At 31.1% G+C, this 15,852-nt stretch carries 15 protein-coding genes; 4 read left to right on the top strand and 11 right to left on the bottom strand.

Annotation, left to right across the window (positions count from 1 at the left end; all coding sequences use genetic code 11):
• Positions 1–31 precede the first annotated feature (31 nt).
• Positions 32–1,336, bottom strand: a complete 1,305-nt coding sequence (locus tag ACKTTR_RS11860) for a hypothetical protein (protein ID WP_408028060.1) — start codon at positions 1,334–1,336, stop codon at positions 32–34.
• Positions 1,337–1,465: 129 nt separating this feature from the next.
• Between ACKTTR_RS11860 and ACKTTR_RS11855 the strand changes: the two genes are divergently transcribed.
• The gene (locus ACKTTR_RS11855; RefSeq protein WP_408028059.1) at positions 1,466–2,302 is read left to right on the top strand and encodes a universal stress protein; all 837 of its coding nucleotides are present in this window, start codon (positions 1,466–1,468) and stop codon (positions 2,300–2,302) included.
• 46 nt (positions 2,303–2,348) lie between these two features.
• Here ACKTTR_RS11855 and ACKTTR_RS11850 read toward each other — a convergent pair whose 3' ends face one another.
• The 10 genes from ACKTTR_RS11850 to ACKTTR_RS11805 form a co-directional block, all read right to left on the bottom strand.
• On the bottom strand, positions 2,349–3,494 hold the full coding sequence (locus tag ACKTTR_RS11850) for a mycothiol transferase (RefSeq protein WP_408028058.1): 1,146 nt from the start codon (positions 3,492–3,494) through the stop codon (positions 2,349–2,351).
• An 86-nt stretch (positions 3,495–3,580) separates the two neighbouring features.
• Entirely contained in the window at positions 3,581–4,285 is a 705-nt protein-coding gene (locus ACKTTR_RS11845; RefSeq protein ID WP_408028057.1) for a DUF4369 domain-containing protein, read from the bottom strand.
• A gap of 40 nt (positions 4,286–4,325) precedes the next feature.
• Entirely contained in the window at positions 4,326–5,633 is a 1,308-nt protein-coding gene (locus ACKTTR_RS11840) for a DUF819 family protein (protein WP_408028056.1), read from the bottom strand.
• A gap of 43 nt (positions 5,634–5,676) precedes the next feature.
• On the bottom strand, positions 5,677–6,342 hold the full coding sequence (locus tag ACKTTR_RS11835) for a DUF2490 domain-containing protein (protein ID WP_408028055.1): 666 nt from the start codon (positions 6,340–6,342) through the stop codon (positions 5,677–5,679).
• A 140-nt stretch (positions 6,343–6,482) separates the two neighbouring features.
• A complete protein-coding gene (locus ACKTTR_RS11830; RefSeq protein WP_408028054.1) occupies positions 6,483–8,402 on the bottom strand; it encodes a S9 family peptidase in 1,920 nt (639 codons plus the stop codon).
• Between the two features lie 45 nt (positions 8,403–8,447).
• Positions 8,448–11,642: a VPS10 domain-containing protein gene (locus ACKTTR_RS11825; protein WP_408028053.1), complete on the bottom strand. Its 3,195-nt coding sequence runs from the start codon at positions 11,640–11,642 to the stop codon at positions 8,448–8,450.
• 99 nt (positions 11,643–11,741) lie between these two features.
• A complete protein-coding gene (locus ACKTTR_RS11820) occupies positions 11,742–11,906 on the bottom strand; it encodes an Arc family DNA-binding protein (protein WP_408028052.1) in 165 nt (54 codons plus the stop codon).
• Between the two features lie 138 nt (positions 11,907–12,044).
• Positions 12,045–12,545 (bottom strand): hypothetical protein, encoded by a 501-nt coding sequence (locus ACKTTR_RS11815; RefSeq protein WP_408028051.1) that lies wholly within the window; start codon positions 12,543–12,545, stop codon positions 12,045–12,047.
• On the bottom strand, positions 12,546–12,713 hold the full coding sequence (locus ACKTTR_RS11810) for a DUF4177 domain-containing protein (RefSeq protein ID WP_121148363.1): 168 nt from the start codon (positions 12,711–12,713) through the stop codon (positions 12,546–12,548).
• Positions 12,714–12,726: 13 nt separating this feature from the next.
• A complete protein-coding gene (locus tag ACKTTR_RS11805; RefSeq protein ID WP_408028050.1) occupies positions 12,727–13,587 on the bottom strand; it encodes an SPFH domain-containing protein in 861 nt (286 codons plus the stop codon).
• Positions 13,588–13,709: 122 nt separating this feature from the next.
• On the opposite strand from ACKTTR_RS11805, the gene ACKTTR_RS11800 reads away from it, so the two are divergent.
• The 3 genes from ACKTTR_RS11800 (at position 13,710) to ACKTTR_RS11790 (ending at position 15,766) form a co-directional block, all read left to right on the top strand.
• A complete protein-coding gene (locus tag ACKTTR_RS11800; protein WP_408028049.1) occupies positions 13,710–14,498 on the top strand; it encodes a S1/P1 nuclease in 789 nt (262 codons plus the stop codon).
• A gap of 128 nt (positions 14,499–14,626) precedes the next feature.
• Positions 14,627–15,139, top strand: a complete 513-nt coding sequence (locus ACKTTR_RS11795) for a TlpA disulfide reductase family protein (RefSeq protein WP_408028048.1) — start codon at positions 14,627–14,629, stop codon at positions 15,137–15,139.
• A 6-nt stretch (positions 15,140–15,145) separates the two neighbouring features.
• Positions 15,146–15,766: a thioredoxin family protein gene (locus ACKTTR_RS11790; RefSeq protein WP_408028047.1), complete on the top strand. Its 621-nt coding sequence runs from the start codon at positions 15,146–15,148 to the stop codon at positions 15,764–15,766.
• Positions 15,767–15,852 lie beyond the last annotated feature (86 nt).

The raw sequence follows: 15,852 nt of genomic DNA, 5'->3' as shown, positions 1-15,852 counted from the left end.
ATATGTAATATACAAGGTGTTTTTTAAATCTTTATTTGCTAGTTAGTTCAGTTATACCAATACCTTGGGTTATATGGTTTCCATGATTATCTATTATTACATTTCCTTTTAATGTAAATGCATCATAAAAACTAAGAATTGTTTTGTTTGGTAAAAAAGTTGCATCTACAATAATTTTACCATAAACATCATTTAAAAAAGGATTGTTCTCTTCATTAAAATCCCATAGTTTATTACCTGTTATAGCATTATATGCCGAAATGGTATACGGTGTTTCTTTTTTTATGTTGACTTTGTGTCTAATGATAACAACATTATTTGTGTAAGAAATAATTTCAGCATTTAAAAACACAGCTTCTTGTAAAGTAGTAGCTAGCTGTTTCTTTTTTGCTAATAATTTATATCTATGTTCGTTTATACGCCTTAAATAGTATGTGTTGTGAGTGTATTTGTATTTATCAGTGATTAAATTATCATCTGTGTGCAAGTATAACACCTCACCGTAATTAGTTTTTACATAAATACTATTTTTTTGAGCAGTAGAGTAACTTAATTCAGCAACACCTCTATTTTGATATTTTTTAGGCATCATACGGTTTAAATCTTCCTTATTTTTTATAACCATATTGCTATTAACCATGTTAAAAGCTTTTAAATAATTATTAGAAGCTTCAAGTAGCCATAAAGTGTTTTTTGCATTAAAAGTGTAAATATTACTACCCGGAATAACTAATTTTTCAAATAAAACAGTATCTACCTTGGTAGTATTAATTTTTTTCACAACTAAAAATGAAGAATCATTGCTTACTGTTTTATGGTCTTTAATATAAATACCTTTTATTTTTTGTATACCTATTTCCCAAATTTCATTATTAGGATTATATATACGCTCTTTAAGTACATAAGCACCCCTTTCATTGATGTTAAAAAAAGATTCAATATTTATGTACTTGGGCATAAAGTAGAAGCTAACAACAAGTAGTGTTAAAATAAAATCTCTTTTGGCTAATTGCGTGTTTTGTGCTTTAAAATTTAAAAATGCAGCAATAGCAGAAAATACTCCAAAGTAAAAAATAAAAGCAATAAAAATTACTAAAAGTAAAGGTAGTGCTACATATAAACCATCATTATTTAACACAAAAAAATCAAAAGTCCATCCATTTTGTCCTGGTTTATATGAATAATGTGTGCTGGTATATGCTATAAGTCTATTAAAAAAAAGTCGATTGGGTATGGTAATAAAAAATTTTAATAAAATACCTAAAATAGAAACGACCATTAAAGAAATAAAGGCACGTACAATAACGCCCGCAAATTTAGAAGAGTTTTTTTCCATAACAAATGTAAAATTTAAGAGAACAAATGTATAGAATATATAGCAGTTTATAAACTGATAAAAATCATAGTTTTACTAATAAAATTTAGGTAACTTTATAGGAGACATTAAACCTAAAAGTAATAAATCATGAAAAAAATTATAGTCCCTGTTGATTTTTCTGAATATTCTGAAAATGCTTTACAAACAGCAGCTTTTTTAGCAAAAAGATCAGATGCTGAGGTATTGGTAGTGCATATGCTTGAGTTATCTAACGCTGTCTTGAGTCAATCAGAAAGTTATTTGCAGCAAGAAATGCTGTTTTACTTAAAAATGACTGAGAAGAAATTAGCAGATTTTTTACAGAAAGATTATTTATCAGATATAAAAGTAACCCCAATTATAAAGCATTTTAAAATCTTTAGCGAAATAGATCAGTTGGCAAGAAATGAAGGAGCAGACTTAATAGTTATGGGATCTAAAGGAGCTAGTGGTTTAAAAGAAATGTTTATTGGTTCTAATACAGAAAAGGTTATCCGTTATGCACATGTACCTGTATTAGTAATTAAAGAAGAGCCAATAGTAAAACAAATAGAAAAGGTATTGTTTGCTTGCGATTTTTCTGATGACGATGTAAAGCCATATAAAGATGCAAAAGAGTTTCTTAAGAAGTTTAACGCAGATATGGAACTAGTGTATGTGAGTACACCAACGTCTAAATTTAAAAGCACGAAAGAGTTAGAAGAAAGAATGAAGCGCTTTTTCAATCAGACTAATGAAAGTTATGATGAAAGCGCACAGAAGGTAAAAATTATTTCTGATTACACTGTAGAAAAAGGAGTGTTTTACTATGCCAATAAAATAAACTCAGATGCTTTAGTGGTAGCTACACATGGTAGAAAAGGAGTAGCACATTTTTTTGAAGGTAGTATTTCAGAAGATATTGCTAACCACAGTAAGTTACCAGTATTGTCTTTTAAAATTTAATACACAGAAAATAAAAAGCTCATTCAATTTGAATGAGCTTTTTTAATTAGTTTTTAATAGTTTCTTTAATTTTTACCTCTTTTTTTAATTCAGGAAGTCTTTTTTTAAGAAATAATATTTGACCTAAATGACTCGATTGATGCTCCATAACATGGAACCAAGCATATTGATTAGAAATACTATTCCCTGCATTAGTACTTTTAAACCATTTATCATTTCTTTTTCTTAACTCTTCTATAGTTTTATTTCTAACGTTATTGTAAATGTCTAAATAATAACTAATAGGTTTACCTTTTAATAAATCTCTTCCTTTATTATTTAGATCCATTCCTGCTTCCCATTCTTCTTTATTTTTTTTGTCGATTAGTGACTCTCCAAAAGTATATTTTTGATAATAGGCTTCAGCAGCAGCTAGATGCATAATTAAGGAACCAATTCGGTTAGCTTTAGGGTCGTGTAAGTGATCTACGTGTTCTTGAGGTAAACTTTTTACAGTTCTTTCAACTCTTCTTTTTAAATCTTCTAACATAGAAATCATACTTTCTATCTCAGGATTTTTCGCATCTTCTTTTCCTATGTAACCCCATTTTTGATCTGGGACTTTAATACCTCTACCTTTTATTAGTAGAGATTTTTTACCAGAAAAGCTGTCATTACTAGATTCCAAAGAATATTCTTTAACTCTTACTGAGTTTTTTTTATTTATTGATTCATTCCAACCAACTATTTTATTATTAGTTATAGTTTTTTCAAAGTTATTGTTAATAAATTTAACCTCTTGGAAGTTTCCTTTTTCATCTTCTATAAGAAGTTTAATATCATCAAAATAAAAATCTCCATTGTAAGAGCATAATCCGCCAAAATTTAAAGATTTCGAGTTTTCGTTTATAAAACCTTCAATGGTGTATTTCTGCCATTGATTATTTACCACTCTTCTATTATTCATATTATCAAAAAAACCAACTTCACCATCCTTGGTGTCAACCCTAGCCCATAAACCACCCCAAGCCATTCTATCAAGAGTTTTAACCTTCATGCTACCAATTACTTTAAACTTCTTTTTGTTTTTAGAATTAATATTTAAGGTTTGAGTAAATGAAGTCCAGTCCCTCGAAATAGTTTTTTGTTGACTAAAAGAAAATAGTGCTAATAACAGTAAACAGAAAGTAATAATCTCTTTTTTATTTTTCATAAGTTTTAATTTTTTTCAAATGTAATAAAATAAAAAAACCGTTGAAAAGAACAACGGTTTTTTATATTTTAAGAGAAAAGTAAATTTTACTTTTCTTCTTTAGCTTTTATATCATCTACAAATTTTTGTAAACGTTTACCATATTCAGAGCTTTTAACTTTATCTGTTAAACTGTTATTAATAGTATCTAAAAGTTGAATGTTAGCGTCGTATAATTCAGATAATGCAATATATGGTGCAGCTTCACTATCAGCGTTTGCAATGGCGAAGTTTGTAGAGAATAAGTAACGACGACGAATCATTTTCTTATAATCAGCTTCTACTTGTTCTAATTGTACTTCATCCTGAGCTTGACGAGCCTCAACTTCTTTCTTAACAAAATCTAAACGTTGATCTATAAAACGTTGATTTATTTTACGGTATTCATCCATTACTTCTTGGTTTTTTGACCCTTTAATTTCAGGTTTAAAACCAAATTCTTCAATTTTGTCGTTTATGGTAATTTCACCTTCTTCACCAAAAAACATTATGTGTTTATCTGTGGTATTACCATCAAAAGTTAAGTAATATATAACAGGAGACTCAACGTTATCTGTTAGCATAAATTTATCATCACCTAATAACGCCATAGAGTCAACAGATACTAATAATGTATCCTTCATTTTTTGAAGGTATAAAGTACCTTTTTTTAATCCTTTAATTTGACCTTTAACAACCATGTTTCCTTCTTTTTTAGAGGAACAAGCAAAAGCAACAAGTGCAATTGCGAAAAGAGCAATAATTTTCTTCATTGAATTCAAAATTTGTCTGTTGCAAATATGCAGATTTCTCCTAAACTTTTGAGGCTATTTCCATTAAAATTGTACATAGGATTGCACCTACAGTACCGATAGCGTATCCGAAAACAGCTAATAAAACACCTACAGTAGCTAAAGAAGGGTGAAAAGCTTGTGCTACAATTGGGGCAGAAGCAGCTCCACCAACATTTGCCTGACTTCCTACAGCTAAGAAGAAATATGGAGCACGGATTAATTTAGCCACTAAGATTAATAATCCAGCATGAATAGCCATCCATACCAAACCAATAGCAATTAGTCCTACATTATCAAAAATCAACGTCAAATCCATTTTCATTCCAATAGTTGCTACTAACACATAAATAAAAATACTTCCTATTTTACTAGCTCCAGTACCTTCGTAATTTTTTGCTTTGGTAAAAGATAAGATAACAGCAGCAATTGTTGATATACTAATTAACCAGAAGAAGTTAGAACCTAAGAAAGAGAAGATGTTTCTCCAAGTTTGAGATTCCATACTAGCAGTTATAGAAGCAAAAACGTCGCTTAAATACGCTCCTGCAAAATGACCAAAACCAACAGTACCAAAAGCAATGGCAAGCATAATTATAAAGTCGGTCAATGTAGGAGTTCTTTTTACACTTTGTGTAAAGTTAGAAACTCTTTGTTTTAAATCTTCAATAGCTGAGGTATCAGCTTTTAACCATTTATCTATTTTGTCTTTTTTACCAATTCCAATTAAAATGATAGCCATCCAAATATTAGCCACTACGATATCAACAAACACCATTCCTCCATATTTAGCAGGATTGTATTTATAAATTTCTAACATAGCAGTTTGATTTGCTCCACCACCAATCCAACTACCGGCTAATGTAGAAAGTCCTCTCCAAACAGCATCAAAGTCCGCTCCTCCTACGGTTTCTGGTGAAAAGGCAGAAATTAATAAAATAGCAATAGGTCCTCCAATTACAATTCCAACAGTCCCTGTAAAAAACATGATTAAAGCTTTTGAACCCAAGTTGAAAATAGCTTTTAAATCAATGCTTAGTGTCATTAAAACTAAAGCAGCTGGTAATAAAAATCTACTAGAAACATAATACAGTTGTGATTTGTTTTTTACTACTTCACCTGCAGCACTGGTAGTTTCCCACTCTGGAGAAATAACTCCTAAAGTAGTAAATATAGCAGGGATAAAATATGCCATGAATAAACCTGGTACTATTTTATAAAATTTATGCCAAAATCCTGAAGTTTTTGATTCTGTATAAAATACAAAACCTAAGGAAATCATTAAAATACCGAATACGATTGCATCGTTTGTAAAAAGAGGTGCTTTCATTTAAAAAATAATTTGCCGCTAAAGTATGAAATATTAGTTAGTTCTATTTTCTATGATCTGTACTGATTGCAACTCCTAGTTGAATTCTATTAAAGTTACCAATCTCGTTTACATGTATTAGTTGATACCCAGCTTGGAGCTTTACAATGTCAGATACTTTATATTTAAAACCAGCGCCAAACCAGTTTTGATTATAGGTGTCTTCTTCAAAGTCTAAAAAGGTTTCATTGTATAGATATGTAGACCATTTTTCATTGATAGGATGCCCCAAGGCTAATTGATATCGAAAGAAATTGCCAGTGGTCGATTCAAAAAAACGTTGTTCTCCTCTAAAACGATGAGCTAAATTTAAGCTAGCTATTTTATGACTTACATTTAGGTCTTCATAAATACGATGTTCGTTAAAATCACCCGCATCAACATCAAAAGTTCTATCAGTATTTAAGAAAGCATATCCTACAGTCGCACTTATGGTCTTATTAAATTTATAATTACCACCTAAACGTCCAATAAATTGTTGCATGTCATCTCCAACTTCAAAGAAGCGAAAATGTGCCATGGTTTTTAAGCTAAACTTATTAGAAATTTGATGAGATCCGTTGTACATATACCATACACCTAATTCTTTTGTCGGGTCTGGGGTTACTGATTGTTGAGCGAAATTGTTTAATGAAAATAAAGTGATAATTAATAAAGAAAACTTTTTCATAATTGTTAAAGAGGTTGTTTGTTATATTAAAAATCCCCTGCATATTATGTATATGCAGGAGATTTAATTGTTATATAAGCAAAAATAAAAACCAGGTTTTTCTTACGAAAAATTAGGATGTTAAAATTGCGCTAACTTGTTTATAATTCGTCATTTTTTATAGGTTTTTCTTTCTTTAAATAGGTGTCTAAAAATTGTAAGATTCTACTATTAGCTTCTATTTGATTTTCCTTTTTAACAAAACCATGCCCTTCATCATCAAAAAGAACATATTCTACAGGAACCCCATTTTTCTTAACTCCAGCAACAATTTCATCAGACTCAACTTGTAAAACTCTTGGGTCTTTAGCTCCTTGTAACACCATTAATGGTTTTGTTACTTTATCAGTATGAAATAAAGGAGAAATTCTTTTTAGTCTTACTGAATCTGCAGAATGCGGATCACCTAGTTCTTTGTATAAAGCTTCTCTAAAAGACTCCCACCAAGATGGAATACTTTTTAAGGTACGCATCCAGTTTGTAACTCCGTAAATGTTTACACCAACAGCAAATTCTTCAGGAGTATATGTTAAAGCAGCCATGGTCATATAACCACCATAAGACCCTCCAATGATTCCAATTTTTTCAGCATCAATTTCTGGTTGTTTTGCCAACCAATTTTTCCCTTCTACACAATCTCGTAAATCTTTTTCTCCATGGTTTAAATCATCCATAGTAAAAAAGGTTTTACCGTAACCACTACTTCCACGATTATTTACAGCTAAAACAGCATAGCCATGGTTTACTAAATATTGAATTCTAGAACTGAAATTTTGACGTGATTGTCCTCCAGGGCCTCCATGAACCCAAACTAAAGCAGGAACTTTATTATCTTCTGAAGCTTGATGAGGTAAATAGTAAATTGCAGGAATAGTTACTCCATCAAAAGAAGGGTAACGAATTACTTTAGCCTTTACTAAATCATTAGGGTTAATTTCTTTATTTAATACATCAGTTAGCTGCGTTTGTTTTTTAGTTTTTAAGTCGTATACATATAAGTTTGAAGGAGTGTTAGAGCCACCAGCATAAAAACGCATCATGCTTTCGTCTCTAGAAAAACCAACACTAGTAATGCTTTTTCCATCAACATTAGGAAGCTCTATGTTTTTACCAGCTTTAACATCATAAACTTCAATTACATTCTTAGCATCTTCATTAATGTATGTTACTCTGTAGGTACCATTGTTAGTAAAGTAGCTTCCAGAAATATCCCAATCTTTGGCTAATACTTTTTCTGTTTCGTTGGTACTAATAGTATATTTCATTAAGGTAGCGAATTCACCTTCAGCATCTGTTGTATAATAGAACTCAGTATCATCAATAGAAAAATCAGCAGCAGAATTACCGCTCAATGTTAGATTAATTTTGGTGATTACTTTGGTGGTTCTATCAAACAAAAACAAATCACTATCGTTGGTATTAACCGTTTTGCTTAGTGCTAGTATGTTTTTGTTGTTTGATATAGCCGAAACGTTATAGCCTTCTTTGTTTTCATAAATCATTTTTGGAGTAAACGTTTCAAGATCCATTTCATATAGGTCCATAAAACGATTGTCTCTTTTGTTTGAAGTAAAAAAGAAACTTTTTTCATCTTTACCCCATCCAAAAAAGCTAGCTCTAGCTCCTTTAGTTGGTGTTAAATCTTTAATGTAACCATTAAGTTCTCTTAAAAAGATGTGGTAAATTTCATCACCATTATTATCCATTCTAAACAACATTCTTTCGTCTTTTGGAAAATAAGATGTTGCAAAAACAGAAGAACTATCTGATTTTGTAATAGGTTCTAATTCACCACCAGATGTTGAAACAGTGTACATGTTATAAATTCCTGAACGATTACTAGTTACTAGTAATTTAGAGTTGTCAGGAGAAAAGCTTCCTCCAAAAACATTTTCGTTATCCATCATTTGCTCAATAGAATATTTTTTGAGAGCTATAATGGCTTTGTCAGAATCTTTTTTATCCGTTTTACAAGCAATTACCGAAATGGCAATGGCAAGTAGTAAGAAATGTTTTTTCATAAGTGTATGTTTGGGTTATTAATTTTCGTTTTTAACCAAGCTTTTTTATTCTAAGCTAAATTGTTTGGTTTCTTTAAAAGGGGATAAATCTATTTTTTCAACTTCAATTTTATATTCTTTCCAATCTTTATCAAAGAATGCATTGGTTTTTTCTAATGCAGATTTTAGCGTTTCTTTAAATTGAATGATTAATTGTTTTTCTGTAGAAGTTTGTTCACCAAATCTACTATTCACATATCTACTAGCAGTTCCTAATCGTTGAATAACATTTACTTCAGGGTTTCGAGTAATTCCTTGTCTTTTATCTACTTTTCCTAAATAAATAGCTAAAAGCGTATCAATTTCCTTAACAATATCTTTGGAGTTTTTAATTGACTCTTTATAAAGTTGTTTGTCTTTTTTAGATAGTTTTTGGTTGAAACTATTTGCTATATTTTTACTCTCAACTAACTGTTTTACTGCACCAGTTATAATTTTTTGTTGAGCCTCTAAATCTTTGGCTGTTGCATATTTTTGATCGATTGCGTTTTGAGAAATATGAAGTCTAGGGTCAAATTTTACAGTAATGTTTTGTTCTGATGTTTGAGTACCAAACGTAGCTTTTATTCTGTAGGTTCCAGGTTTTACTCGAACACCTCTAGGCTCTCTTTTTTGTTTTCTGATAGTTCTAGAAGGTCTGGCAACACCTTTTTCACTCATAAACCAAACACCTTTATGAATACCATTTTCTTCAGGAGTTTTTCTTTTAAGAGTTCTAATAAGTCTGTTACCATCAAACACCTCAAACTTAATAGAGTCCCATTTTACTTTATTCTCATCTTCTTTTTTAACTGATTTTTTGTCTTTTTCTTCAGGTTTTTTAGTTGATTTCGGTTTGTTTACATAAAACTGAATTAAAGCACCACGACTTCTGTTGGTACCATTAAACATGGCATCGGCTCCAAATCGGCTACCAGTGGGTTGCTGATAGGCAGCTTGATATGCTGTTGGAGGAGTGAATAACTCAATATTTTTGGCAAGAATATTTTGGTTTTTAGCTATTGCTCTTAATGGACGAATATCATCTAAAACCCAAGCTGCTCTACCAAAAGTACCAATAACTAAATCGTGTTCTCTTGGGTGAATTACTAAATCTTTTACAGGAACTGTAGGGAAGCCTTCCGTCCATTTAGTCCATTTTTTTCCTGCATCAATAGAAATATACAAGCCATCATCAGTTCCTAAGAAAAGTAAATTTGACTCAATTGGGTCTTCAATAATACATTGTGTAAAGCTTTTTACATCACTTTCGTCAACAATACGTTCCCAGGTAGTTCCGTAATCTTTTGTTCTGTATGCATAAGGTTTATAGTTAAAACGACGATAATCGTTAGCAACTAGTAAAGCTTCTCCTTTATTTTTATTAGATGCTTTTATTTGAGTAATCCAACTATTTTCAGGTAACCCTTTCAGATTTTTGGCAACATTTGTCCAAGTAGCCCCTCCATTTTTAGTAATATGCACTTGTCCATCATCCGTAGCAACCCATAACATATCTTTTTCTAAAGGAGAAGGTTCAATCACTAAAATAGTACAGTGATTTTCTGCTCCAGTAGCGTCCATAGTTAGTCCACCACTTTCTGATTGTTTGAGTTTATTAGGGTTGTTGGTGGTTAAGTCTGGAGAAATTATTTTCCACGTTAAACCTTTATCGGTTGATTTGTGTACAAACTGGCTACCGAAGTATAAAGTGCTGTTGTTAAACGGGTCAATATTAATGGCTGCATTCCAATTGAAGCGTAGTTTCACGTTAGCATCTGGATGTGTTGGACGAACGGTGTAATTATTTCCTGTTTTGTAATCATAGCGAGATACATAACCTTGTTGACTCATAGACCATCCATAGCGTGAATCGTCTTTGTCAGGTACAACATCAAAACCGTCACCGAAACTAATTTCTTGCCAATATGAATTACGAATTCCTTGATCTTTCCATACGTAAGCAGGTCCACGCCAAGAGCCATTATCTTGCATACCGCCATACACATTGTAAGGAAACTCATTATCTACATTAATATGATAGAATTGTGCAACAGGCAAATTACCAATAAAACGCCAAGTTTTACCTCCATCTTTGGTAACGTTCATTCCACCGTCGTTTCCATCAATCATGAATCTTCCATTTTTAGAGTGAATCCACCAAGCATGGTGGTCTGGATGAATACCATTATCAACACCATAAGCAGGCATGAGTTGCTTAAAACTCTTTCCTCCATCAATAGAAACATTTATATATGTGAAAACTGTGTATAATTTGTGTTCGTTTTGAGGATCTACATAAATTTCTGAGTAATAAAAAGGTCGATTTCCGATGCCTCTTTTATCGTTAATTTTTTTCCAAGAAAAACCACCATCTTCACTTTTGTATAAGGCATTTTTTTTTGCTTCTACCAAAGCATAAATAGTGTTTGGGTTGGAAGGAGCGATTGCTACTCCAATTCTCCCCAATTCTCCTTTTGGAAAACCTTCCTTTTCTGTAATTTCTTTCCAGTTATCTCCACCATCATGGGTAATATATAAACCACTTCCTTTACCACCTGATTTAAAAAACCAAGGATCACGTTTGTGTTCCCACATAGCAGCTATTAATTTGTTTGGATTGGATGGATCCATAATTAAATCGGCAGCACCTGTTTTATTATTGTTGAATAAAATTTGTTTCCAAGTTTTACCACCATCGGTAGTTTTATATACACCACGTTCTTTATGTTTCCCCCAAGGTGATCCAATAGCACCAACGTAAACAATATCTGGATTATCTGGATGTATCACCACACGGTGTATGTGACGTGTTTTTTCTAACCCCATCGATTTCCATGATCTTCCGCCATCAAGAGACTTGAAAATTCCGTAACCACCATTTAAACTATTACGAGGATTTCCTTCACCTGTTCCTGCCCAAATTACACTAGGGTTAGATTGTTGTATGGCTAAAGCACCGATAGAGGCTGTTACTTCTTTATCAAAAATAGGTTCCCACTTAATCCCTCCTGAAGTAGATTTCCAAATCCCACCCGAGGCTGTACCAACAAACATAATATCAGGATTGGATTCAACAACGTCAATTGCTGTGACACGTCCACTCATTCCACCAGGACCAATGTTTCTGGGTTTCATGTTTTTGACTAAACCCATTGAGAATTCTTGAGAAAAAGTAGCACAAGAGAAGGTTATAAATAATAGATAAAAAAGTTTTTTCATAAGAGTTAGTTGCTTGTAATTTAAGTTTGTACAATGTACAAAATAGAAAACGCCCAATAAAATTGGACGTTTTTTTTAACAAGTTCTTAAGATTTGTTGTTATTCTTCTTTCTTTTTTGGCTCTCTTTTGGCTTCTTTAAGTGCTTGCATAAGCATCCATTCGATCTGCCCATTGGTAGATCGAAACTCATCAGAAGCCCATTTTTCAATGGCTTTTAACATTTCTTCATTAATGCGGAGTGCAAAAGCTTTCTTTTTTGCCATGTTGTGTTTTATAATAGTGTTTTTTTGAAACGCAAAAAATGGTTACAAAAATACAATTTCAAAATTCTTTTAATTTATAGTAAAGAGATCATAAAAATTAAGATATATACTATAATGATTGTTATAACTTGTGTCACGTTAATTGATTTTGTATTGATAGTTTTCTAATACACGTTTAACTTCTTGTTCTTTTTGGGTACCTATCAATAGTTTTTTACCGTTTTTTAATTCTATTTGAATGCCAATATTTCCAGAAACATTAATAGCTGTTCCTTTTCCTTTGTTCCAAAGAAAACAACCTTTTAATCCCCAACCACCATACTCGCTAATTGGTTCGTATTTTCTAACATGTATTTTATTAATTTCTGTCCAAGTAATTTTTCTAATTGAAAGATGAAAAGGAAAAAACTGGTAATGAATCCCAATTTCATCTATTTTAGTTGTTAATTTAAAGAAGAATATAAACGTAATAGATAAGGTAATACCAAGTGACGTTAATATAAACTCGGTTGAGCTCATAGTTGAATTTTCTTTCATGTACTCTTTTATAATAAGAGTAATAGGAACAATTATACTTATTGTTATAAGAATAATTAACCATGATTGTGTAAACCGTTGTTCTTCTTTAAAAACTTTCATTTATCGGTTTTTATCTCTTTCTAAAATGACTTCAATATTGCCATCACTTACTTGGTATGTGCTAGCAACTCGCCAACCCTGTTTCGCATAGTTGTTAATCTCATCTTCAAACTTTTGTCTTCCATTAGACCAACTAAATTTTCTATGTATAATTTTATATTCTTTCATTTGTAAGTTAAGTTTAATGGTTTAAAGTCCCTGCATTTACGACAGGAGAAGCTTCTTTATCTCCACATAAAATAACTAATAAGTTACTAACCATCGCAGCTTTGCGTTCTTCATCTAAATCAACAATTTGTTTTTTGCTTAGTTCTTCTAAAGCCATCTCTACCATATCAACCGCTCCTTGTACAATTTTATGTCGAGCAGCAACGATGGCTGTAGCTTGTTGACGTTTTAACATAGCACTTGCAATTTCTTGTGCATAGGCTAAATAACCAATTCGTGCTTCTAAAACTTCAATACCTGCAATGGCTAATCGTTCTTCTAACTCTTTTTCTAAAGCTTCACTTACTTCGTTTACACTAGAACGTAGTGTAATATCTTCTTCGTGTCCCTCATCTGCGAAATTGTCATACGGATACATACTAGCTAATTTGCGTACAGCAGCATCTGTTTGTACACGAACAAAATTCTCATAATTATCAACATCAAAGGCAGCCTTGTAAGTTTCGGTAACTTTCCATACTAAAATAGTACTAATCATTACTGGGTTTCCTAGTTTATCGTTAACCTTTAAACGCTCACTATCAAAATTGCTAGCCCTTAACGAAACAGTTTTCTTTTTATATAAAGGATTAGCCCAGTATAAACCATTTTGTTTTACTGTGCCTACATATTTTCCAAAGAATAATAGAACTTTTGAAGAATTAGGGTTTACCAAAATGAAACCTAATGCCAAAATAAATGCTAATACAGAGATTAATATAAATATTGGATTTTCGTTTTTTACTGTTAAAGCGATTCCGCTAATAAAAAGAATAAGTACGATAAAAAACATTACGTACCCGTTTGCTGGTTTGATAATTTTTTCTGCCTTCATATTTGTTTTAATTAAAGTGATATTAAAATGATATCATAAAGATATAAATTAAAATTTGTTAAATCCAAATTTTTGATGATTATATTTTATAATTTAGCTTCCGATTTTAATTTAAACCATTCATGAAGACAAAATTTTTAATAGTACTAGTTGCATTGTTAGTGAGTATTTCATCAATAGCTAACAATAAAGATGTTTGGGGGCCAACAGGTCACAGAGCTACTGGAAAGATTGCAGAAGAACACTTGACTAAGAAAGCTAGAAAGAAAATTGAAAAATTACTACAAGGTGAAAGCTTAGCATTTGTATCTACTTATGCAGATGAAATAAAATCTGATAGAAAGAAATATGGAAAGTTTTATACTTGGCATTATGTAAATATGCCATTAGATGCTCGTTATGAAGATACTGAAAAAAATCCGAAAGGAGATATGATTACTGGTATAGAGCAATGTGTAAAAGTATTAAAAGATGAAAATAGTTCAACTGAAGACAAACGTTTTTATTTAAAGATGTTAGTACACTTGGTAGGTGATTTACATCAACCTATGCATGTTGGACAAAAAGAAGATTTAGGAGGTAATAAAATTCAGGTTCAATGGCATGGAAAAGGATCTAATTTACATAGAGTTTGGGATGAAAACTTGATTAATAAGTGGGATATGAGTTATATTGAACTTGCTGATAATGCTAGAGATTTATCAAAAGAGCAAATTAAATTAATTCAAAAAGGAAGTGTTGTAGATTGGTTGCATGATACACATAAGATTACTAAGGAAGTATATAAATCTGTAGAAGTTGGAGAAAATTTACGCTATCGTTATTCGTATGTATATTTTCCTGTAGTTAGAGAACAGTTACAAAAAGGAGGTTTACGTTTGGCTAAATTACTGAATGAAATTTTTTGTTAGTACAACAAATAAAGGATAATAAGAAGGGCTCGGAAATTGTATTTCCGAGCTTTTTTCTTGTTAATATTTAGTTAATTCTATCTTTTTAATGTGATAAACAGTTAATTTTGAGAGAAATCGTTTTAAAAATGTTTAGAAGTAAATTCTTACTCATAATTATAGTAATTGCTATTTTTAGTGGAACAATAGCTAAAGCTCAGGTTAAGGAAACAACCAAAAACAGTAAAATAACTACGTTAAATTACGAAGAGCTAAAACCTTTTTTACATAAAAATAATGATAAAACTTATGTAGTTAATTTCTGGGCTACATGGTGTATGCCTTGTGTAAAAGAACTACCTGCTTTTGAAAAACTTCATAAGAAATATAAAGATAAAAATGTTGAGGTTGTTTTGGTAAGTTTAGATTTTTCTAAGCAAATAGAAACGAACCTTATACCATTTATCCAAAAGAAAAAACTACAATCTAAAATACTTCATTTTGAAGATTCAAATGAGCAATTTTGGATACCAGATATTGCAGAAAACTGGTCAGGTTCAATACCAGCAACCTTAATTTACAATAGTCAAAAGAGAAAATTTTATGAACGAACTTTTAGCTATGTAGAGTTACAAAACGAATTACAAATCTTTTTAAATTAAATAATTATGAAGACAATTAAAATAATATTGATGTTATTGGTGGTTGCATCTATCTCAGCATTTACTTATGACAACTCCAGAGGTTATAAAGTAGGAGATGAAGCTTCAGACTTTACATTAAAAAATATAGATGGTAAAATGGTTTCTTTAGCAGATTATAAAGATGCAAAAGGGTTTATTGTCGTATTTACTTGTAACATGTGTCCATATTCTGTAGCCAATGAAGATAGATTAATTGCTCTAGATAAAAAATATAAAAAGAAAGGTTTTCCTGTAATAGCCATCAATCCGAATGACCCAGATGTATCAAAAGGAGATAGTTTTGAAGCAATGAAGGTACGTGCCAAAGAAAAAGGATTTACATTTCCTTATTTGTTTGATGAAGGGCAGAAAGTATACCCTAAATATGGAGCAACAAGAACACCACATGTATATATTTTAAATAAAAAGAAAGAAAAATTAATTGTAGAATATATTGGAGCTATTGACGATAACTCTCGAGATCAAAACAATGTAAAAGAACGTTTTGTTGAAAATGCTGTAGATGCTTTGATAAAAGGAAAAAAACCAACAAAAATAGATACAAGAGCAATAGGTTGTTCTATTAAAGATAAAAGAAATAGATAATTAAATAGATAAAGATTTAAAGAATAATAAATCCCGCGGTTTATGCGGGATTTTGTTTATTAGTGCTATTTACTGCCTAATTTTAT

This window comes from Tenacibaculum litoreum, assembly GCF_964513915.1.
Classification (GTDB): Bacteria; Bacteroidota; Bacteroidia; order Flavobacteriales; family Flavobacteriaceae; genus Polaribacter; species Polaribacter litoreum.
The sequence above is the reverse complement of the archived record's forward strand: the minus strand, read 5'-3'. Positions and strand labels throughout refer to the sequence as shown.